Source organism: Rhodanobacter sp. 7MK24, from assembly GCF_014842995.1.
Taxonomy (GTDB): Bacteria; Pseudomonadota; Gammaproteobacteria; order Xanthomonadales; family Rhodanobacteraceae; genus Rhodanobacter_A.
Genome location: NZ_JACYXL010000015.1, coordinates 1 through 19090, shown reverse-complemented (window position 1 = coordinate 19090; position 19090 = coordinate 1). Strand labels below are relative to the sequence as shown.

The window sequence follows — 19090 nt, the reverse complement described above, 5'->3', positions numbered from 1 at the left end:
GGCCGCGGGAGGTGGTGCATACGCCCGCCGCGACGGCGGCGGGCGTCTCAGTCAGTCATCAGCGGCCGCCGTGACGGGCACCCTGCTGCTTGGCCTTCTTGAGATCGGCCTCGGTGGGCGCCGGCGGCACTTCGCCCGGCTTGAGCGGATTGACCTTGCTGCCAGGCTTCAGGCGGAACTGGCCCTCGGTAACCACCTGCTCGCCTTCCTTGAGGCCGCTGCCGATCATCACGTGGCTGTCGCCCACTTCGCCGGCGACGACCACCGGCTGCATCTTGACCGTGTTGTCGCCCTGCACCTGGTAGACGTAGTCGCCGTCCGGGCCGCGCTGCACCGCCTCGGCCGGGATCACCAGCGCGCCGTCATCCACGCGCACCTGCAGGCGCACATTGACGAACTGGCCCGGCCACAGCGCGTTGTTCGCATTCGGGAACTGCGACTTCAGGCGGAAGGTGCCGGTGGTGGAATCGATCTGGTTGTCGATCACCTGCAGCATGCCGTCGCTCGCCACCGGGTGCGCATCCACGCGGTCGAGCGCGGCCACCTGCAGCGGCGCGGCCTGCTGCGCCTTGCGCACCAGGTCGAGGTTCTGCTCCGGCAGGGTGAACATCACGTAGATCGGATGCAGCTGGGTCAGGGTGACGATGGTGCTGGTGGTGGTCACCACGTTGCCCGGGTCCACCGCACGGATGCCGGCCACGCCGTCGATGGGCGAGATGATGCGGGTGTAGTCGAGATTCACCTTGGCGCTTTCGGCGGCGGCGCGGTCCTGCACCACGGCAGCCTGCAGCTGGCTCACGTTGTTGCGGTAGGTGTCCATGTCCAGCGCGGCCACGTAGCCGCTGGCAACCAGCGCCTGGTTGCGCTTCAGCGTGCTCTGCGCGGTGGACAGCGAAGCCTCGTCCTGCTTCTGCTTGGCCAGCGCCTGGTCATAAGACGCCTGGAAGGTGCGCGGGTCGATCTCGGCGAGCAAGTCGCCCTTCTTCACCTGCTGGCCTTCGGTGAAATCCAGCTTGATCAGCTGGCCGCCCACCTGCGGGTTGACCGAGATGGTGTTGAGCGCCTGCACCGTACCCAGCGCGGTGAGGTAGACCGGCACGTTCTCCTTCGCCACCGGCACCACGGTGACCGGCACCGGCGCATTGTCCTTGTCCCCGCCCATGCCGCCGGGGCCGCCCGCGCCACCCGGCTTGTGCAGCAGACGCACGGCGACGAGGGCCACGACGACCACCGCGACAACGATCAGCGCGATCTTCCAAAAACGCGACATGCAGAAAACTCCCGAGGTGGATGCGGTGTCGACCAACTGTATGCAGGAACCCGTGCCGACGCGGTCCGCGCCCGGCTGATTGTGGTGAAGCATAGGTGCAGCGCAGCGAAACGGAACAATGCCAGTGGTCAGGGGTAGGGCATGACCGATGGCATGTGGAGATGTAAAGGTAAGTAAATGACAGGGGCCACCGCCCCATCCGCGGGGCTTGGACAAACGGCCGCAGCCGCGGTTCCAAACTTGCCGGTGGCTTCGTCTATACTCCGTGAGATGCACTTGCGCGCCGCATTACTGCCGTGCAGGTGCGGGCGCATGGCTGCCTTTGGCATGCCGCGTGCCACAGGGGCCTTCCGCACGATCATCGACTTGGAGTACCTACGTGAGCGGTTCCATGAACGATTCCGACCGTGGTTTCATGCACCAGTTCGCCAAAATGATCAGCGGACTGCTGGCACTGACCGTGGTGCTGATCCTGGTCGCGCTGGCCATCTACGACCACGAACCCAAGGAAACCGACCCGGGCGTGCAGGCGCAGGTCGAAGCGCGCATCGCGCCCGCCGGCGCGGTATACGCCGGCAATACCGGCCGCGCCGCCATGCAGGCCGCGGCCGAAGCCGCAGCCAAGGCTGCCGCCTCGCAGGTCGCCTATGGCGGCACCACCGACGGCAAGACCATCTTCGACAACCTGTGCACCAGCTGCCACACCGCCGGCGTCGCCGGCGCACCCAAGGTGGGCAACAAGGCGATGTGGGCACCGCGCATCGCCGAGGGCCTGGACACCCTGATCAAGCATGCCACCGAGGGTTACCACGGCCCCGACGGCAACTTCATGCCGGCCAAGGGCGGCAACCCGGCGCTCACCGATGCGCAGGTGAAGGCCGCGGTGACCTGGATCGTCGACCAGGCCAAGTAAGGTCCTGCTCAAATCAGGACAGAGCAAACGCCGCCCCCTGGGCGGCGTTTTCATTTGCCCCCTCCCCTCCGGAGAGTGCACGAGGAGCCGCCGTGGAAGGTACCGGCTTTGAGGAGCGCGGAAAGTCGGGATGAGGGGCGAACCCAGCGATACGGCTGCTTCAGTCCCTCGCATTGGCCCCGATCCACGCCTGCGCGAACTCCCGCAACTGCGGAAAGAACGCCTCGAAATGCGCCCGCAGCGGCGCATCCAGCGCCACCAGCAGCGGCAACATGCTGCCCAGCGGGTTGTCCCTCCGCAGCCGCGCGCTGACACCTTCCAGGGTGCGCCCGATCTCCTCGCTCCGTGCATAGGCCGCCGGCAGGTCGTGTGCATCCATGTAGGCGCGGAAACGGCGCAGGGCCGGCGGCAAGTACGCATCGTGGCGCCACAGCAACGCCCGTGCGGTATCCGAGAAGGTCGCCAGCGGCACCGCGCTCCAATGCACGAAGTCGCGCGCCAGGCAGTGGTCGAACCACAGATCCAGCGCGATGCCGGCATAACGGCGGTAAGGCGGCGCGAATCGCGCCCGCGCCGCCGCCACTTCCGGATGGCGATCGGTATGGGTGTCGATGGCTCGGTGCAACCTGATGCCTAGCGCCACGCGCGGCGGCAGCGCCGGATCGGGCGCGCCGTGCACGAAATCACCGAGCAGGCCGCCCAGGCGCAGCGCCTCGTCGTCGCCGGCCAGCAGCAGGTGCGCCAGGTGGTTCATCGGCGCCTGCCCGTGCATCGTCGGGAGCGGTCGACCACGTCGGCGGCTATCATCCTCTGCATGAATCCCAGCGCATTTCCAGACGATCCCGCCAGCTTCCCCGATCAGGCCGCCAGCTTCGCGCTCACCGGGCCGGCCGGCAAGCTCGAGACCCTCACCGACCTGGCCGAACGCCCCGGCGCTCGCGCCGGCACGGCGGTGGTCTGCCACCCCAACCCCGTGCAGGGCGGCACCATGCACAACAAGGTGGTGACGATGGTGGAACGCGCACTGCGCGAGTCGGGACTGGACACCCTGCGCTTCAATTTCCGCGGCACCGGCGCGTCGGCTGGCAGTTATGACGACGGCATCGGCGAAAGCGCGGATCTCGCCGCCGTGGTGGCGTGGCTGCGCCGCGTGCGTCCGGGCGACGCGCTGTGGCTGGCCGGATTCTCCTTCGGCAGTTACGTCACCATCCGCAGCGCGGTTCGACTGCAGGCCGATGCGCTGGTCAGCATCGCGCCACCCGTGGGTCGCTGGACGATGGGCGATGCATTGCCCGCCTGCCCATGGCTGGTGGTGATGGGCGAAGCCGACGAGGTGGTCGAACCGCAGGCGGTATTCGATTGGATCGCCGCAATGGACAAGCCGCCCGAACTGGTCCGCATGCCCGAGGCCGGCCATTTCTTCCACCGTCGCCTGATGGACCTGCGCGGCGCGGTGAAGCACGCCGTCGCCGACTGGCTGCCGCCGCCGCGCGGATGAGCGTGGCGGCCACGCCCTATAATCCGGCCACTCCCATCCCCGAGGGTAATGTCATGAAACGATGGATCGTATTGGCAGCCGGCTTGTTGCTCAGCCTCCAGGCGCTGGCCGCCGACACCATCCGCTTCGGCTCCAAGGTCATCACGGTCGGGGATTCGGAAGAAAAGGTGACCGCCATCGCGGGCGCCCCCGCCAGCAGAACCGAAGTGCAGAACGTCTACGGCGCCGTGCTCGCCTATCGACTCGACTACGTGCAGGGCGACAAGACCGTGCAGATCTACATCGCCCGCGGCCAGGTGGTCGACATCAAGGAAATTTTCTGAGCGCATCGCGGCGGCACGGGCCGTCGATGCCGGTGACCGTTGCATGAGCGAAACCCTCTCGCCCGCACCCAGCGTGCGCTACCAGGAAGGCGTGGCCGCGCACCGCTGGGAGGCCGACCCCACCCAGCTCGCGGTGCTGCCCGAGTTTGATCGCCTGCATGCCGCGCTGTGCGCCGCCGCGCCGCGCGACGCCGGCCTGTTCGGCCGGCTGAAATCGCTGCTCGCCAACGAACCGGCGCCCGTGCTGCAGGGCTTGTACCTGTGGGGCACGGTGGGTCGCGGCAAGACCTTCCTGATGGATCTGTTCGCCGCCAGCCTGCCGCGCGGCACGGCGCTGCGCCGGCATTTCCACCGCTTCATGCAGGAAGTGCACGAGCGCCTGCGCGAGCTGGGCGAACGGCAGGATCCGCTGGCCGAAGTGGCCGCCGGTCTCGCCGCGCGCTGCCGCGTGCTGTGCCTGGACGAATTCCTGGTCAGCGACATCGGCGACGCGATGATCCTCGCGCGTCTGCTGGAATGCCTGTTCGCACGCGGCGTGGCGCTGATCACCACCTCCAACACCGCGCCGGAAAACCTCTACAAGGACGGCCTGCAGCGCGCGCGCTTCCTGCCCGCCATCGCATTGCTGGAGCAGCATTGCCGCGTGGTCGAGATGGCTTCTTCGCGCGACTGGCGCCTGCGCGCGCTGGCGCAGGCCGCGGTGTATTACACGCCGCCCGGCGCGGAGGCGCAGCGCGCGCTGGAACGTCTCTTCCGCGACCACGCCCAGGGCGAAGCCGTCGAAGGCGGCGTGCTGCCGGTGAACGGCCGCGAGATACCGCTGCGCAAACGCGCCGACAACATCCTGTGGTTCGACTTCGCCGCACTGTGCGAAGGCCCGCGCGCGGTAGCCGACTACATCGCGCTGGCCAAGGCCGGCCCCGCGGTCATCGTTTCCGACGTGCCGCAATTCAATGTTTACAGCGAGGACGCCGCGAAGCGCTTCGTGCAATTGGTCGACGAGTTCTACGATCGCCACGTGAAGCTGATCCTCTCCGCCGCTGCGCCGATCACCGAGCTGTACGACGGCGAGCGCCACCGCGCCGAATTCGGCCGCACCGAATCGCGCCTGATCGAGATGCAGAGCGAGGCCTACCTCGCGTTGCCGCACCGCGTCGATTGAACATTGCCACCCTACCGACGGCGCAGTAGCCTGCGTGGGTGCCCCATGCGGGCGCACATGAGGGGGATGGGACGATGGAAATCTCGCGGGGTTCGCTCCCCGGCGGGCAACCCGACGCCGATCACGCGACGACGGGTTTCGAATCCGAGCATCACGCTCTGCCCGGGTTCGAAGCCGTGGCGCGACTGGCGACCCATGCGTTGGACGTCCCCCTGGTAGCACTGCTGCTGGGCGACGGGAGTGCCTTCTGGTACGCCACGCCCGGCCTGCAGGACGCGCTGCCGTTGGACGACGCGCTGTTGGCCGCCTGCCGCGGGATTGCGCGCCACGGCGTCGCCGAAACCGTGTGCGATGCCCGCGAGGACGCCCGCTTCCTTCCGGCCGGCGCCAACCCTGCGCATGCCACGGTCGGCTTCTTCGCCTGCGAACCGGTGTTTGGCCTGGATGGCCAACGCCTGGGCGCGTTGTTCGTGTTCGATCGGCGCCCGCGCCTCGCCTTGGCCAGCGCTGCGCAAGCCGCCCTGCGCGATGCCGCGGCATTGGCCGGCACCGGTGCGGCGCTGCGCAGCTACCTCAGCCGTATCGATCCTTCCACGCGGCTGCCGCATCGCGGTGCGTTCTTTGCCGATCTCGCCGCGCAACTCGCGCACGGCTCCGGTACCGCATGGCTGGCGACGATCGAAACCGCGCCGGTGGCACGCTTCAACGCCTTCGTGCGCGCGATGGGCCATGCCTACGCCGATGCGCTGGTACGCGCGACGGCCGAACGCGTGCAGGCATGGACGACACCGGGCATGCAGCTCTACATGGTGGCACCGACCCGCCTCGCCGTACTGCTGCCGAGCGCCCACGGCGCGCCGGCGCCCGTGCAACTGGACGCACTGGTCGCCGCTCTGCGCGAGCCCGTGGATTGCCTGGGCGTCGCGCTCAGCCTGCAGCCCGGCGTGGGCCTGCTGGAAGTCGAAGCGCACGAGCTGCGCGGCGGCGATCCGTTGCGACGGGCGATGAATGCCTCGTGGATCGCCATGGGCACCCCCAGCGGCTGGGCCGTATACAACCGCAGCGACGACGAGCGCCAACGGCAGGAATTCTTCCTGGTCACCGAATTGGCAGCCGCGCTGTCCGACGGCACCGAACTGGAACTGCACTATCAGCCGCGCGTGGAGCTGGAAAGCAACCGTTGCGTGGCGCTGGAAGCGCTGGCGCGCTGGCGGCATCCCACGCTGGGTCCGGTATCGCCCAGCACCTTCGTGCCGCTGGCCGAGCAGGCCGGCCTGATCCGCACGCTGACCGACTGGGTGTTCGACCACGGTCTGGCGCAACTGGCGGCCTGGCAGCGCGAAGGGATAGATGTGCGGTTGTCGCTCAACGTCTCCAGCATCGATCTCGATTCCGCGCTGGCATCGCGGCTTGCCGCCGCAGCGGTACGCCATGGCGTACCGCTCAACCGGCTGGAACTGGAGTTCACCGAAGGCACCGCGATTTATCACAACGAACTCACCCGCAGCACGCTGGTCGCCCTGCGCGAAGCAGGCGTAGGCATCGCCATCGACGACTTCGGCATCGGCTACAGCAACCTCGACGCACTGCGCCACATGCCCGCCAGCAGCCTGAAGATCGACCAGTCGCTGGTGCGCGGCCTCGGCACGCGCCGGCACGACGCGGCCATCGTGCGTGCGATGGTGGCGCTGGGCCACGAGCTCGGCTTCCGCGTGGTGATGGAGGGCGTGGAAACCGCCGGCGTGCTCGCCGCCGTGCGCGACATGGAATGCGACGAAGTGCAGGGCTACCACATCGCCATGCCGATGCCGGGTGCGGAGATCGCCGACTGGTTGCGCCAGCAGGCCATCCGTGACGAGGCAAGCTGCTAAGGTTCCGGCAGCCGCCGCCGCAGGAACCACGCACGCCATGTCCACCATCCTTGCCCTCGCCCTGCTGCTGGGCACTTCGCCGGCTGCCGCCGGCAACGGCGATTTCGAATCGCGCGTGCACGCCGCGAAGATGGCCGAGGCCGCCGCCACCGGGCCGGCCTATCAGAAGACGATGTGGGGCCAGATCGAGGGTTCCACCGCAGCGGCCTACAAGGGCTGCCTGGCCGTTTCCAAGAACGACAAGTCGCCGTTCACGCTGGTGCTGGACGTGGACGGGCATGGCAAGCCGCAGCACATCGCGGTGCAGCCGGCTACGCCAGTCGCCAATTGCATGGCCGCGCATTTCGCTGGCCTGACCCTGCCCGCGCCGCCGGCGACGCCTGCACCATACCCGCTGGAGATCGACTTCAGCGTGGCGCCCTGAGCGAGCGCCTGTCCGACCTTTCCAATTCGCCCACCTCCACCGAAGGGCGTTCTGCGCTATCGCAAAGAACAAGGCGGCTTCGGTCGCCTGCCGACGCCCGGATTCCATCTGCTCGCTAGCCCAAGCCAATGCGGAGGCGGTGGTGAACAGCGAACTGGCAAGAAAGAGTGGAGAGCGGGATGTCAGCCAAGAGACGGAACCACGGACATCGGAACGGCTCCCGCCCACGCGATATGCGTGGCGGCCATTCCGCGCCGTCCATGGAAATCGAGGATCTCCGAGGTCGCGATAGCGGCGCAAGCCAGACAGGGTGTGGCGCGCAAAACGTCCGCAGAGCAACCCGAAGGTGGCACAGCGAGCCATCCAACGACTTTGTTTCACGCCTTGCCTGGTGCCGGCGATTGCTCTCTTGCGCGGAAGCAATCCATCAAGAGCCTTGAAAGGCTCTCAGGCAAGCGTCGTCGCGTGGGATTGCTGGTAACGCTTGTGGTGCACCAGCAGGCCGGCGAAATAGACAATGTAATAACCCACCAACAGGCCGATCAGCAGCATCGTCAGCGGACTGGCCTGGTAGCCCATCTGCATGCTCGTACCGGGCGGCGCGCTGGCGGCCAGTGCCTGGGCCTGCTGCATCTGCGGCGTCAACGCCATGAAGCGCCATACCAGCCGGCCCAGCAGCAGCGCGGTGAGTACGGCGCCGATCCACGGGTTCGGCACGTAGCAGTCGCCCTTCACCGGGTCGGTCTCGAAGCGCGTCAGGCGCAGGCCGGCGAAACCCAGCGCCGCGCCGACCACCGCACCCCCGAGCAGGCCTTCGGCCAGACGGATGTCATGCAGACCCGCGAGCATCAACAGGGCGCCGATCACCGCGAAGATCGCGATGCGCGCGATCATGCGTCCGCGCCGGATCGGCTGGCGGCCGAAATTGCGGCTGATGCGGCGCCAGATCATCAGGACCACCAACGGCACGATGATCACGTAGTTCATCAAGTGGGCAGGCATGGGACACTTCCGTGGCTGGAGATGCGTGCAGCCTAACCGCACCACACGCGCCGCGCGACGGACGAAGGGCATACGTCGCGCATGTCCAGACAGATTGGGGGGACATCGCGCCGGGTGGGCCACGCGCGTCGCTCTATACTGCCGACGATCTGGCTGCCCTCCTCGACGATTTCCGCGCCCGACATGGTTAGCCCGATCCAACACCGTCAGCGACTGCTGAACGAGCTCGACCGGCTGGAGCGCCTCATCGCCGAGGGCGACCCGTCCGGCGAGCTGCGCCTCGAACGCGCCGACCTGCTGGCCCGTCTTGGGCGCGACACCGACGCCAAGGAAGCCTATATCGCCCTGCTGGCGGTGATGCCGAGCCATTTCCGCCTGCTCAACAATCTCGGCACCCTGCTCGACGGTCTGGGCTATACCAGCGCGGCGCGCACGCTTTATCGGGAAGCCGTCAAGCATCGTCCCGGCCATCCGACCGGACTGATCAATCTCGGCACCTCTTTGCAGAAGGCGCGGGAATTCGAGGAAGCCCGCACCCATTTCGCTGCCGCTCTGGCTCTGGACCCCGACAGCATCGAGGCCAATCGCGGCATGGCCTACACCCTTGCCGGGCAGGGCGACGAGGCCGCAGCCCGGCCTTATCGCGAGAAGGGATTCCGCCAGCGTCCGACCTTGATTCGTCCCTACCGCGGCGATGCCGTACCCGTCGAATTGCTGGTGCTGAGTTCGAGCGCCGGTGGCGCGGTGCCGATCCTCCAGCACGTAGACGACCGCCTGTTCGCGACCACCGTGCTGTTCGTCGATTTCGCCGATCCGACGGTGCCATTGCCGCCACACCGGCTGATCTTCAACGCCATCGGCGACGCCGATCTCGCCGCGGCGGCGCTACAGGACGCAGCGGCATTGGCAGCGCGCAGCACAGCCCCCGTCATCAACCGGCCCGAGGCGGTACGGGTTACCGGTCGGGCCGACAACGCCGAGCGGCTGGCCGGCATCCCGGGGCTGATCACGCCGAAAATGGCGATGCTGCCGCGCACATCTCTGTCCAATGCCGCCGCAATGCTGGCCGGCCGCGGCATCGCCTTTCCCTGCCTGCTGCGTTCACCGGGCTTCCATACCGGGCACCATTTCGTCCGCGTCGAGCGGCCGGAGGATCTGGCCGCGGCCGCGGCGGAGTTACCGGGCGAGGTGCTGATCGCGATCGAATATCTCGACGCCAGCGGCACCGACGGCAAGATCCGCAAATATCGCGTGATGATGATCGACCATGCGCTCTATCCGCTGCATGCTGCCGTGTCGCATGACTGGAAGGTGCATTATTTCACCGCCGACATGGCCGAGAACGCCGCACATCGGAGCGAGGACGAACGCTTCATCACCGCCATGGAAGAGGTGCTGACCCAAGATCAGCGGCGTACCTTGGCCGACATCGAAAAGGCCCTCGGCCTCGACTATGGCGGCATCGATTTCGGCATCGACCGCGCCGGCAATCTGCTGCTGTTCGAGGCCAATGCGACGATGGTGGTCAATCCGGTCGACAGCGACCCGCGCTGGACCTATCGCCGCGCACCAGTGCAGCAGGTGATGGATGCGATCCATGCCTTGCTGCACGACCGCGCCGCCCAGGGAACCTCCTGATTTTGCCCGTCATCCCAGCGAAGGCTGGACAAAGAAGAACTATGCGAGCGTTGAACAGCCGAAGGCTCGCCCGAAAGGGCGAGCGCAACGAGTCATCCACTGTCTGCGGGCCATTGAATGCAAAGGCGCCGGATTCCTGCCTTCGCAGGAATGACGAGCAAGCATCCGGTTGATCAGACCTCCCCAGGAAGGCTTTACTTGGCCTTGCCCTGGTTGGCGACAGCCGCCATCTTCGCCTCGATCGCCGCGGCGTCGCCAAGGTAGTAGCGCTTCAACGGCTTGAGGTTGTCGTCGAACTCGTACACCAGCGGCACGCCGTTGGGGATGTTCATTTCCACGATGTCGGCGTCGGAAATGCCATCGAGATACTTCACCAGCGCGCGCAGCGAGTTGCCGTGCGCGGCCACCACCACGCGCTGGCCGGCCTTGATCGCTGGTGCCAGCACCTCGTGCCAGTACGGCAGCACGCGGGCCACGGTGTCCTTCAGGCATTCGGTGTCGGGGATCTGCTCGGGCTTCAACGTGGCATAGCGCGGGTCGTGCACCGCTTCGTTCGCACTGCGTTCCAGCGGCAGCGGCGGAATGTCGTAGCTGCGGCGCCAGATCTTCACCTGCTCGTCGCCGTACTTCGCCGCAGTCTCGGCCTTGTTGAGGCCGGTGAGCGCGCCGTAGTGGCGCTCGTTGAGGCGCCAGTCGGTGTGCACCGGCAGCCATGACATGTCCATCGCATCGAGCACGCCCCACAGGGTGTGCACCGCGCGCTTGAGCACCGAGGTGTGCGCCACGTCGAATGCGTAGCCTTCGCGCTTCAGCAGTTCGCCCGCCTCGCGCGCCTCCTCCCCGCCCAGCGCCGTGAGATCCACGTCGGCCCAACCGCTGAAACGGTTGTCGAGGTTCCACTGCGACTGGCCGTGGCGGATCAGGACGAGCTTGTGCATGGCATTTGGCTTCTCGGTGGGGAAGTGCGGCATGGTGCCACCATGCCGAAGGTCACGCCAACCATTTGCGGGTACGCCGCATCCCAAGGTGGTCAATCCCACGAACGGAGTCATGCCATGCGTCGCATCCTGCTTCCCCTCGCCATTTCCTCGGTCATCCTCGCGGCCGTCGCCATGCCGCTGGCGGCCGCCGCTTCGGACAACGACATCAGCAAGGTCAACGGCACCGTGCAGGTGGACGCCGGCCAGCACGCCGGGGACGTCAGCTCGGTGAACGGCAGCGTGCATATCGGCGACGGCGCCGTGGTGCAGGAAGCCAGCACCGTCAACGGCTCGCTGGATCTCGGCGCGCAGGCCCATGCCAGCAAGCTGGGTACGGTCAACGGTGCGATCCGGCTCGCCGATGGCAGCCAGGTCGACGGCACGGTCGAAGCCGTGAACGGCGCGATCAGTCTCGCCCGGGGCGCCCAGGTGAACGGCCACCTGTCCAACGTCAACGGCGGCATCAACCTCGACAACGCCCATGTCGCCGGCGGCCTGGAAACCGTGGCGGGCGACATCACCGTGGGCGCCAACTCGCATGTCGAAGGCGGCATCCTGGTCGATCAGCCGCATAACGGCTGGTTCCACTTCGGCAGCGATCACAAGCCGACGATCGTGATCGGACCGCACGCCGTGGTGCGGGGCACGCTGGAATTCCGCCGCGAGGTGGTGCTCAAGGTCAGCGAAAGCGCGCAGATCGGGCCGGTGAAGGGCGCCACGGTGGAGAAGTTCAGCGGGGCCGCACCGTAAAGCCACGATCGACCTTCATCGCCAGCAACAGGGCGGTTTGCCGGGCAAGCCGCCGCGGCCGGCATGGCCGCACTACCGCTGCGCCTTGCGCCACCCGCTCGGCACGAACCGTCCCGCAGAAGGAGCTGCCATGAACACCCGAACCGCCATCGCGGCCTTCGCCGCCGCGACGCTGGCCGCCTGCGCCAGCACGCCGATGAACCGCGACGCCTTGCGCCGGCATGGCGAGCGCAATTGCCGCGTCCAGGCCGTCGTGTCGCCCGCTTATGCCATCGGCAGCGCGGGCACTGGCATACGAAGCGTCGCTTATGCCCGCTGCCTGCGCTCCGCCGGCTTCGAGGCAGAAACCTGAGGCAGGATGGCCTTACCTGGAAGCATCGGCATGCGAACCGATGCCGGTGTCACGGCGCTTCCGCCACCTGTCCGCCACGGGTGAAGCTCATCTGCAGATCGCTGCTGAAGCCGTCCGGGCGATCGGCAGGCACGGCGAAGCGCCAATGGCGCACGGTGTCCAAGGCATGGGCATCCAGCACGGGATCACCGCTGGATTCGGCCAGCGATGCATCGACGACGCGACCGCCGCCGTCGACGGCGAGATGCAGCAAAACGCGGCCCTGCAGATGGCCTTCCATCTGCGGCCACGACACCGGCGTCTGCGGCATGGATACCGGCATCAGCTCCGGCGGCGTGGCGGCCGGCGCGGCCTGGGCGACTTCCATCACCGGTGGCAGCACCGCGCGATGCGTCGCGGCCACGGCGCGCGGCAGGCCCGGCGCGTGACGGCGCACCGCACGCGCCCCGGGACGATGCGCCGCAGGCATGAAACCCGCCACGCGTTCGCTGGGACCGGCCCAGCCGGTATTGAAGCCGCTCAGCCATTGCGTGCCGGCAATGCCGACCGCGAGGGCGAGCACGCTCAAGGTAGTGGTGGTGCGCAGGCGCAACATGCGGCCTTTATGCCCCAGCGCGGGCGAATCGCGGCTGAAGGGATCGACCGTAGGAGCGCACCCTGTGCGCGAATGCTTTTGGTTCCGGTCGAAGCACCAAGGCATTCGCGCACAGGGTGCGCTCCTGCCAAATCAGCGTTCGAGGATCGCGGTGACGCCCATGCCGCCGGCCGTGCAGATCGAGATCAGGCCGCGGCCCGACCCCTTCTGCTCCAGCATCTTCGCCAGCGTGGCGATGATGCGTGCGCCGGTGGCGGCGAACGGATGGCCGGTGGCGAGGCTGGAGCCGTGCACGTTGAGCTTGGCCGGGTCGATCGCGCCCAGCGGCGCGTCCAGGCCCAGCCGGTTCTTGCAGTAGTCCGCGCTCTCCCACGCGCGCAGCGTGCACAGCACCTGCGCGGCGAAGGCCTCGTGGATTTCGTAGAAATCGAAGTCCTGCAGGGTGAGGCCATTACGCTTGAGCAGGCGCGGCACCGCCACCGTAGGCGCCATCAGCAGGCCTTCGCCGTGCACGAAATCCACGGCGGCCACCTCGGCGTCGCGGAACCAGGCCTGCACCTTGAGGCCGCGCTGCGCGGCCCATTCCTCGCTGGCCAGCAGCACGGCGGCGGCGCCATCGGACAGACCGGTGGAGTTGCCTGCGGTGAGCGTGCCCTGGCCCGAGGTCTTGTCGAACGCGGGCTTGAGCGAGGCGAGCTTTTCGAGCGTGGTGTCCGGGCGCAGGAATCCGTCGCGCTTCAGGCCGCGGAACGGCACGATCAGGCCCTCGAAGAAACCGCTGTCGTAGGTGGCGGCGAGCTTGCGGTGGCTGTCCAGCGCCAGCTGGTCCTGCGCCTCGCGCGCCACCTTCCATTGCTTCGCCATCTGCTCGCAATGGTCGCCCATCGACTTGCCGGTACGCGGCTCGGCCACACCGGGAAAGGAAGGCTTGAGTTCCTTCAGCGAGAAGCGGTGCAGCGCGATCTTCAGCTTGTCCAACGGTGCCTTGGCGCGGTTGATCGCCAGCAGGCGCTTGCGCAGGCGTGTGCCGAAAACGATGGGCACGTCACTGGTGGTGTCCGAACCGGCGGCGATGCCGGCCTCGATCTGGCCCACCGCGATCTTGTTCGCCACGATGATCGCGTTGTCCAGCGACGTGCCGCAGGCGCGCGCGGTGGTGATGCCCGGCGTGGTGGGCGCGAGGCCGGAGGAAAGCAGCGCTTCGCGTGCGAGGTTCCAGTCCGAGGCGTGCTTGATCACCGCACCCAGCGCCACTTCGCCCAGCTCGACGCCATGCAGGCCGTAGCGCTCCACCAGCGCACCCAGGACTTTCACCGACATGCCGAAGTTGCCCACGTCGGCATAGGCCGTGTTGTTGCGGCAGAACGGGATCCGCACGCCACCGATCACACCCACGCGCCGCTGCATCTTTTCCATTCCGGGAAAATCCACCAAAGATTGCCTGCAAGGCTAACCCGCCCCGCCACCGTGCGAAAGCGTGGCAGGCCGCACAAGCCGGAATTCGTTCACAGGCAAGTCGGCCCGCTGCCGGGGCACGGCAGGTCCGCTTGCTAGAATCGCTGCTTTCCCTAGCGAATTCCCTGCCGTGGAAGCCTCCACCCTGATCGCCCTGCCCGTCGTACTCGCGCTGGAACCCGCGGCGGGCACCGCGCCGCGCGCCACCCTGAGCCGCGACGAGGCGGACGAGCTGGCTGGCCTGGTCGCCGCCGATCTGCGCGCTTTGCTGCCGCAAGTGGAACAGGCGCGGCTGGTGCTGGCCGGCGCGCTGTTCGATCCGGTGGAACTGCTGCGCCCTGGCTTCCCGGTATGGGCCACGCTGGACGAACTCGGCCGCCGCGTGCCGCGCGCCGGCGTGGCGCAGGTGGTGGCCTTCGGCAGCCACGAAGGCCACATGCCGGCACAGCCGCTGGAGCCCGCGCCGCACTATGCCGACGGCCCGATGCGCCTGCTGCCGCTGTCGCTGCTGGCGCCCGAGGAGCTCGCCGATGAACTCTCCGCACAGATCGAAGTGCAACTGGTCGGCCGCGGCGAAGCCGGCGCGCACACCGCCGACTGGCTGATGCGCACGCTGGGCGTACGGCTCGAGCATGCGCGCTACCTCAGCCGCAACGACCTGCTGGCGCTCACCTGCGTGCAATACGAGCACGTCAACCTCGCGCCGCTGTGGAGCCTGCTGGAAGCGGCCCTGCTCACGCCGTACCGCGAGGAAAACGTGCTCAGCGCGCGCGGCCTGGCACTGCGCTACGAAAACGGCCGCGTGCTCACGCAATCGCCCGCCGAGTGGCTGGCCGCGCAGGACGGTGACGCCCCGGAACGCGCGCACGACTTCGCCGGCATCGTGTTCGAACTGCGCCAGTATGCCGCCCTGCTCGATGCACACACCCTGCCGTTGCGCCTGCAGTCCACGCCGGACAGCGAAGGCGAAGCCGGCTGGCTGCTTGAGCCCGTGGCGGCAGCCGATCCGCGGCACGAAACGCCGCAGCTTTATGCCCACGAAGCACCCGGCCTCGGCGTCGTGGCGGTCACCGCCGCGCAGCTGGGTGAAGGCAACAAGCCACGCGTGCTCGCACACGGCTACCCGCTGCAGCCACGCGCGCTCGGCCCGCTGCTCGCCGCGCTGGCTGCCCGTTACGGCTGCGCCGCCGAACTGCAGATGCCGGGCCGCATCACGCTGGACGAACATGGCCTGCTTGCCGCGCCTTCCGCATCGCTGCACTGAGACAGGGTCTGCATCACCCCTTTCCCCTTCGGGAGACAAATCGGCAGGAATGCTGGTTTGCACGGCGAAGCCGCCCAAAAGGTGGGGCGCAGGGATGTGCCAAATGAAGGTGGCGCGCAGCGCCAGATGAAGGCGCGTGCGAAGCGTGTGGACGAAGCCTGCGATCGGGTTCAACGACGTGCTTCGCCCATATCCTCACCCCGCACCTCCCGAAGGAAGAAGAGCTTTGGGGAATCTTGAATAACCGCTTTTGTTCGTCATTCCCGCGAAAGCGGAAATCCATTTCGACCTTGCGGAACATTCACTACGGGTTCCCGCTTTCGCGGGAATGACAGCGGCGGGAGTTTTTCGAAGTTCCCCATGCAGCGGCGATACCGGAGCGGCATGCGCCTTCAAAGCACCTGCTCATACATCTCGTAATGGCAACGGTGCATGCCTTGCCGCTCGTAGGTGGCCTGCGCACGACCGTTTTCCGTCTCCACGTACAGGCGCAGACTCGCCGCCCGCGCCGCGCGGGCGCGACGTTCCACCTCCGCATACAGTGCACGGAACGCCCCGTCGCGCCGGGCTTCGGGCACCACGTACACGCTCTGGATCCACCAGTAATCGCCATTGCGCCAGTCGCTCCATTCGAACGTGACCATCAAGCCGCCCACCGCCACGCCGTCCCGCTCGGCCACCAGATAGAAGCCGCGCTGCGGCTGCTCGAACACGCCTCGCACGCCGCATTCCAGCACCTTCGGGTCCAGCTCAAGCCCTTCGGTCTCGAGCGCCATGGCCGCGTTCCAGGCGCACAGCGCGGGTATGTCGGCGGCGGTGGCAGGACGGATCGACAGCGTCATCTCGGCGTTTCCGGCAAGGAGCAAAGCACCATCGTAGCGCGCGCCGCACCACGGACACTCACCGGTCCAGCGGGCTCAATACGCCGTGGCCACCGCGGTTGAGCAGTGCGTGTAGATCTGCGTGGTCGACACATCCTTGTGTCCGAGCAGCTCCTGCACCGTGCGGATGTCGCTGCCCGATTCCAGCAGGTGCGTGGCGAACGAGTGGCGCAACGTGTGCGCGCTCACCGGCTTGGCGATGCCCGCGTCGCGGCATGCCTTCTTCAACGCGCGCGCCAGCATGCCGTCGTCGAAATGGTGCCGGCGTTCGGTGCCGTCGCGCGGATCGACCGCACGCCGGGGCGCGGGAAACACATACTGCCAACCGAACTCCCGCGGCGCCGACGGATACTTGCGCGCCAGTGCAAACGGCAGCCACGTCGCACCGAAACCTTCACGCAAATCGGCCTGGTGCAATTGGCGCGAACGCTCCAGCTCCAGGCGCAGAGGCTCGGCCAGCGCCCGCGGCAGCATGGTTCGACGGTCCTTGCCGCCCTTGCCATCGCGCACGATGATCTCGCCGCGGTCGAAATCCACGTCCTTCACACGCAAGCGCAGCGCTTCCATCAGGCGCAAGCCGGCGCCGTAGAGCAGGCAGGCCAGCAACCGCGGACGGCCGTCCATGTGCGCCAGCAGCCGTGTCACCTCCTCGTGCGACAGCACCGTGGGCACCCGAGTCGGCCGCTTCGCCCGGGTCACGCCTTCCAACCACGGCAACTCGATCCCAAATACTTCGCGATACAGGAATAGCAAAGCGGACAACGCCTGGTTCTGCGTGTTGGCTGCAACCTGGTTGCGCACGGCCAATCGGGAAAGAAAGGCTTCCAATTCCGCGGCGCCCATGTCGCGCGGATGGCGCTTGCCGTTGGCCAGGATGAAGCGGCGAATCCAGCCCACGTAGATCTGCTCCGTGCGCAAGCTGTAGTGCTTCACCCGCAATACCCGCCGCACTTCGTCCAGCAACCGCGGCGCCTTGGCGGGAATACGATGCGTATCGCCGTTTTCGGAGTGATAAGACATACAAGCCTCGTTCTGCGAGATACGCACACGAGCGTGCCCCTGAGTGGAGGCCGAAAGGAACCGGGCAAGTGCATGATTGCTTGTAGGATTTCCTTGCTTGACGAGATGAGTGCAAGCGTGGAGCATCCGTGCGTATGCCCCAATTCGGGGTCTACTAAGCGTTAGGCCGCAAATGAAGCTACTTCCTTCGACTCGATCGCGACTCTTAAGCTGGACGCTTTTTGTGCTCGTTCTTGCCTGTGCGTGGTACACGCTGCGAGGGATGCAGCTTGCTATCGCCGGGCAGTCTAGATGGTTATTTAGTGCGAGCCTCCTTCCGCTTCTCGGCATCGGGTTGTGGTTACGGCAACACATCGCGCGCATTCTGGCGCTCATAATTCTCTGGTTTGTCGCTGTTGTTGTACCTCTCGTCATGTTCAATCCATTTGCCGCCCTAGACGGTGTCTATGGCCCAAGTTCGACCACGCCTGAGCAGATCATTTTGCAACCTCTGCCTTGGGTGGTAGCTTCATTTTTTGCAATCTACATCCTTGGCAAGTACAAACACGAATTCCGGTGGTGGCGCGGCCCGGCTGCCTAACATCTCGTTCAAGGCGGACGGCTACGCCGCCGCTTAACTCCAGCGTTAGGCGGCTATGGACCATCGCACGAATTGGAGCAATGAAGACTTCGATGCGATGTCATGGCATGACGTGCATGTACACGGGTTGCGCATCGTCGAAAACGAAGACGACGACGGCTCTGCTGAGCTACTCCTGGACATCGATTACATCTTGGAATGGATCAAAGGCGAAGAAGGTTTTAGCTTTGTCGTGGCGCAAGCGACGCTGCAATTTCACAAGGTCTTTGGCCTCAAGCTTTCCATCGATTACGCCACACCAAGTGCTGGCATGTGTGCATTTTCTCTCGCTAGCATCGAGCGCGAGCTGGTCACGTATCCAACCGGACACACATCATTCAAGTGGAGCATGGGCATCAATTGGCCTTCCGGGAGCATAGAGTTCGAGGCGCCCGGCTTCACTCAACGTACTTGCGGTCAGCCCGTCACGCAGTCAGGCCAATGGTTGGCGTCAGCTCAACGAAATGCGTCGGGAGCCTCCTAACTATGACGCTCAAGCGGACCGTGCGGGACGAAGTTTCTGGTGCGATCATGCATTGCGGCCCGCACGGCCGCTCAGCTATGCGTTCGCGTCTATGAAATTTAGCCGGCTCTACATTCTCATCGTTTTAACGGCCAAGCCTCTGGCTTCTATGGCATGCGAACCAATGGATCCAAGTGTGGCGTATGCAAGGGAGGCCACCTTTGCTGCCATTGGGCATGAGGCAGGTCAACGCACGCTTAGCCATCCTCATCCACTGCAATTAATCGTTCGCGTTACGGTCAGTGAAACTCTCTTTGGTAAGCCCATTGCACACGTTGACGCGGTATCGCCTTGTGTCTTCCCTATCAGACCCCACGAAGAGGTGGTCGTTGCCCGCATTCATGGCAACCTAGTCGTCTACCCTGCAGACCTCTATGAGCAATCATTTCGGCTCGCGTTTCGCAAGGGCCGCTGAAGCGTCCTCGTTGATTCGAGCCAGTCGGAAGTAGAGTTTCCCCACCAAGGAGCTCTGCATGAAGAAGTCGAAGTTCAGCGAGGAACAGATCGTCCGGATCCTCAAGGAGGTCGAGGCCGGCGCGAAGGTGGCTGA

Annotated in this window: 19 protein-coding genes and 1 pseudogene; 12 read left to right on the top strand and 8 right to left on the bottom strand. The window is 66.4% G+C overall.

Annotated features, from left to right (window positions below):
- Positions 1–58 precede the first annotated feature (58 nt).
- The gene (locus tag IHE49_RS17475) at positions 59–1270 is read right to left on the bottom strand and encodes an efflux RND transporter periplasmic adaptor subunit (RefSeq protein WP_192160334.1); all 1212 of its coding nucleotides are present in this window, start codon (positions 1268–1270) and stop codon (positions 59–61) included.
- Between the two features lie 391 nt (positions 1271–1661).
- Here IHE49_RS17475 and IHE49_RS17470 point away from each other — a divergent pair, with 391 nt between their 5' ends.
- Entirely contained in the window at positions 1662–2183 is a 522-nt protein-coding gene (locus IHE49_RS17470; RefSeq protein ID WP_192160332.1) for a c-type cytochrome, read from the top strand.
- Between the two features lie 160 nt (positions 2184–2343).
- Here the strand turns inward: IHE49_RS17470 and IHE49_RS17465 are convergent, their stop codons facing one another.
- Entirely contained in the window at positions 2344–2937 is a 594-nt protein-coding gene (locus IHE49_RS17465) for an ACP phosphodiesterase (RefSeq protein WP_192160330.1), read from the bottom strand.
- Positions 2938–2997: 60 nt separating this feature from the next.
- Here IHE49_RS17465 and IHE49_RS17460 point away from each other — a divergent pair, with 60 nt between their 5' ends.
- The 5 genes from IHE49_RS17460 to IHE49_RS17440 all read left to right on the top strand — a co-directional run bounded on the left by IHE49_RS17460 (position 2998) and on the right by IHE49_RS17440 (position 7461).
- Positions 2998–3681: a dienelactone hydrolase family protein gene (locus IHE49_RS17460; protein WP_192160328.1), complete on the top strand. Its 684-nt coding sequence runs from the start codon at positions 2998–3000 to the stop codon at positions 3679–3681.
- 53 nt (positions 3682–3734) lie between these two features.
- Entirely contained in the window at positions 3735–4004 is a 270-nt protein-coding gene (locus IHE49_RS17455; protein WP_192160326.1) for a DUF2845 domain-containing protein, read from the top strand.
- A gap of 43 nt (positions 4005–4047) precedes the next feature.
- Positions 4048–5166 carry a cell division protein ZapE gene (gene zapE / locus IHE49_RS17450; RefSeq protein WP_192160324.1) on the top strand — a complete coding sequence of 373 codons (1119 nt, stop codon included), beginning with the start codon at positions 4048–4050 and terminating at the stop codon, positions 5164–5166.
- A 74-nt stretch (positions 5167–5240) separates the two neighbouring features.
- Positions 5241–7037: a sensor domain-containing phosphodiesterase gene (locus tag IHE49_RS17445; protein ID WP_192160322.1), complete on the top strand. Its 1797-nt coding sequence runs from the start codon at positions 5241–5243 to the stop codon at positions 7035–7037.
- Between the two features lie 37 nt (positions 7038–7074).
- A complete protein-coding gene (locus IHE49_RS17440) occupies positions 7075–7461 on the top strand; it encodes a peptidase C13 (protein ID WP_192160320.1) in 387 nt (128 codons plus the stop codon).
- A 447-nt stretch (positions 7462–7908) separates the two neighbouring features.
- Here IHE49_RS17440 and IHE49_RS17435 read toward each other — a convergent pair whose 3' ends face one another.
- Positions 7909–8463 carry a DUF1453 domain-containing protein gene (locus tag IHE49_RS17435; protein ID WP_192160318.1) on the bottom strand — a complete coding sequence of 185 codons (555 nt, stop codon included), beginning with the start codon at positions 8461–8463 and terminating at the stop codon, positions 7909–7911.
- An 81-nt stretch (positions 8464–8544) separates the two neighbouring features.
- Here IHE49_RS17435 and IHE49_RS17430 point away from each other — a divergent pair, with 81 nt between their 5' ends.
- The gene (locus IHE49_RS17430) at positions 8545–10101 is read left to right on the top strand and encodes a tetratricopeptide repeat protein (RefSeq protein ID WP_192160316.1); all 1557 of its coding nucleotides are present in this window, start codon (positions 8545–8547) and stop codon (positions 10099–10101) included.
- A gap of 194 nt (positions 10102–10295) precedes the next feature.
- Here IHE49_RS17430 and gpmA read toward each other — a convergent pair whose 3' ends face one another.
- Positions 10296–11039 carry a 2,3-diphosphoglycerate-dependent phosphoglycerate mutase gene (gene gpmA, locus IHE49_RS17425; RefSeq protein ID WP_192160314.1) on the bottom strand — a complete coding sequence of 248 codons (744 nt, stop codon included), beginning with the start codon at positions 11037–11039 and terminating at the stop codon, positions 10296–10298.
- A 117-nt stretch (positions 11040–11156) separates the two neighbouring features.
- Here gpmA and IHE49_RS17420 point away from each other — a divergent pair, with 117 nt between their 5' ends.
- Complete coding sequence (locus tag IHE49_RS17420; RefSeq protein ID WP_192160312.1) at positions 11157–11831, top strand: hypothetical protein; 675 nt, start codon at positions 11157–11159, stop codon at positions 11829–11831.
- Between the two features lie 130 nt (positions 11832–11961).
- Positions 11962–12183, top strand: a complete 222-nt coding sequence (locus tag IHE49_RS17415) for a hypothetical protein (RefSeq protein WP_192160310.1) — start codon at positions 11962–11964, stop codon at positions 12181–12183.
- Between the two features lie 49 nt (positions 12184–12232).
- On the opposite strand, the gene IHE49_RS17410 is transcribed toward IHE49_RS17415, so the two are convergent.
- Both IHE49_RS17410 and IHE49_RS17405 read right to left on the bottom strand, forming a co-directional pair.
- Positions 12233–12778, bottom strand: coding sequence for a TonB family protein (locus IHE49_RS17410; RefSeq protein ID WP_192160308.1), 546 nt, complete (start codon positions 12776–12778; stop codon positions 12233–12235).
- Positions 12779–12910: 132 nt separating this feature from the next.
- Positions 12911–14194 (bottom strand): acetyl-CoA C-acetyltransferase, encoded by a 1284-nt coding sequence (locus tag IHE49_RS17405; protein WP_192160306.1) that lies wholly within the window; start codon positions 14192–14194, stop codon positions 12911–12913.
- A 169-nt stretch (positions 14195–14363) separates the two neighbouring features.
- Between IHE49_RS17405 and IHE49_RS17400 the strand changes: the two genes are divergently transcribed.
- Complete coding sequence (locus IHE49_RS17400) at positions 14364–15497, top strand: hypothetical protein (RefSeq protein WP_192160304.1); 1134 nt, start codon at positions 14364–14366, stop codon at positions 15495–15497.
- Between the two features lie 392 nt (positions 15498–15889).
- Here the strand turns inward: IHE49_RS17400 and IHE49_RS17395 are convergent, their stop codons facing one another.
- Together IHE49_RS17395 and IHE49_RS17390 are read right to left on the bottom strand one after the other, a co-directional pair.
- The gene (locus tag IHE49_RS17395; protein WP_192160302.1) at positions 15890–16339 is read right to left on the bottom strand and encodes a GNAT family N-acetyltransferase; all 450 of its coding nucleotides are present in this window, start codon (positions 16337–16339) and stop codon (positions 15890–15892) included.
- A 58-nt stretch (positions 16340–16397) separates the two neighbouring features.
- Positions 16398–17398 (bottom strand): annotated as a pseudogene (locus IHE49_RS17390) (integron integrase).
- Positions 17399–17660: 262 nt separating this feature from the next.
- On the opposite strand from IHE49_RS17390, the gene IHE49_RS17385 reads away from it, so the two are divergent.
- Together IHE49_RS17385 and IHE49_RS17380 are read left to right on the top strand one after the other, a co-directional pair.
- On the top strand, positions 17661–17978 hold the full coding sequence (locus IHE49_RS17385; RefSeq protein ID WP_192160298.1) for a hypothetical protein: 318 nt from the start codon (positions 17661–17663) through the stop codon (positions 17976–17978).
- 55 nt (positions 17979–18033) lie between these two features.
- Positions 18034–18501 (top strand): hypothetical protein, encoded by a 468-nt coding sequence (locus IHE49_RS17380; protein WP_192160296.1) that lies wholly within the window; start codon positions 18034–18036, stop codon positions 18499–18501.
- The last annotated feature ends 589 nt before the right edge of the window (positions 18502–19090 follow it).

Excerpts from the sequence above, each read along its gene's own strand:
- IHE49_RS17435 (WP_192160318.1), bottom strand. The coding sequence starts at position 8,463 with ATGCCTGCCCACTTGATGAACTACGTGATCATCGTGCCGTTGGTGGTC.
- IHE49_RS17420 (WP_192160312.1), top strand. The coding sequence starts at position 11,157 with ATGCGTCGCATCCTGCTTCCCCTCGCCATTTCCTCGGTCATCCTCGCG.
- IHE49_RS17395 (WP_192160302.1), bottom strand. The coding sequence starts at position 16,339 with ATGACGCTGTCGATCCGTCCTGCCACCGCCGCCGACATACCCGCGCTG.
- IHE49_RS17465 (WP_192160330.1), bottom strand. The coding sequence starts at position 2,937 with ATGAACCACCTGGCGCACCTGCTGCTGGCCGGCGACGACGAGGCGCTG.
- IHE49_RS17460 (WP_192160328.1), top strand. The coding sequence starts at position 2,998 with ATGAATCCCAGCGCATTTCCAGACGATCCCGCCAGCTTCCCCGATCAG.
- zapE (WP_192160324.1), top strand. The coding sequence starts at position 4,048 with ATGAGCGAAACCCTCTCGCCCGCACCCAGCGTGCGCTACCAGGAAGGC.
- IHE49_RS17380 (WP_192160296.1), top strand. The coding sequence starts at position 18,034 with ATGGACCATCGCACGAATTGGAGCAATGAAGACTTCGATGCGATGTCA.
- IHE49_RS17430 (WP_192160316.1), top strand. The coding sequence starts at position 8,545 with ATGTCCAGACAGATTGGGGGGACATCGCGCCGGGTGGGCCACGCGCGT.
- IHE49_RS17385 (WP_192160298.1), top strand. The coding sequence starts at position 17,661 with ATGCAGCTTGCTATCGCCGGGCAGTCTAGATGGTTATTTAGTGCGAGC.
- gpmA (WP_192160314.1), bottom strand. The coding sequence starts at position 11,039 with ATGCACAAGCTCGTCCTGATCCGCCACGGCCAGTCGCAGTGGAACCTC.
- IHE49_RS17475 (WP_192160334.1), bottom strand. The coding sequence starts at position 1,270 with ATGTCGCGTTTTTGGAAGATCGCGCTGATCGTTGTCGCGGTGGTCGTC.
- IHE49_RS17455 (WP_192160326.1), top strand. The coding sequence starts at position 3,735 with ATGAAACGATGGATCGTATTGGCAGCCGGCTTGTTGCTCAGCCTCCAG.
- IHE49_RS17415 (WP_192160310.1), top strand. The coding sequence starts at position 11,962 with ATGAACACCCGAACCGCCATCGCGGCCTTCGCCGCCGCGACGCTGGCC.
- IHE49_RS17440 (WP_192160320.1), top strand. The coding sequence starts at position 7,075 with ATGTCCACCATCCTTGCCCTCGCCCTGCTGCTGGGCACTTCGCCGGCT.
- IHE49_RS17445 (WP_192160322.1), top strand. The coding sequence starts at position 5,241 with ATGGAAATCTCGCGGGGTTCGCTCCCCGGCGGGCAACCCGACGCCGAT.
- IHE49_RS17405 (WP_192160306.1), bottom strand. The coding sequence starts at position 14,194 with ATGGAAAAGATGCAGCGGCGCGTGGGTGTGATCGGTGGCGTGCGGATC.
- IHE49_RS17470 (WP_192160332.1), top strand. The coding sequence starts at position 1,662 with ATGAACGATTCCGACCGTGGTTTCATGCACCAGTTCGCCAAAATGATC.
- IHE49_RS17410 (WP_192160308.1), bottom strand. The coding sequence starts at position 12,778 with ATGTTGCGCCTGCGCACCACCACTACCTTGAGCGTGCTCGCCCTCGCG.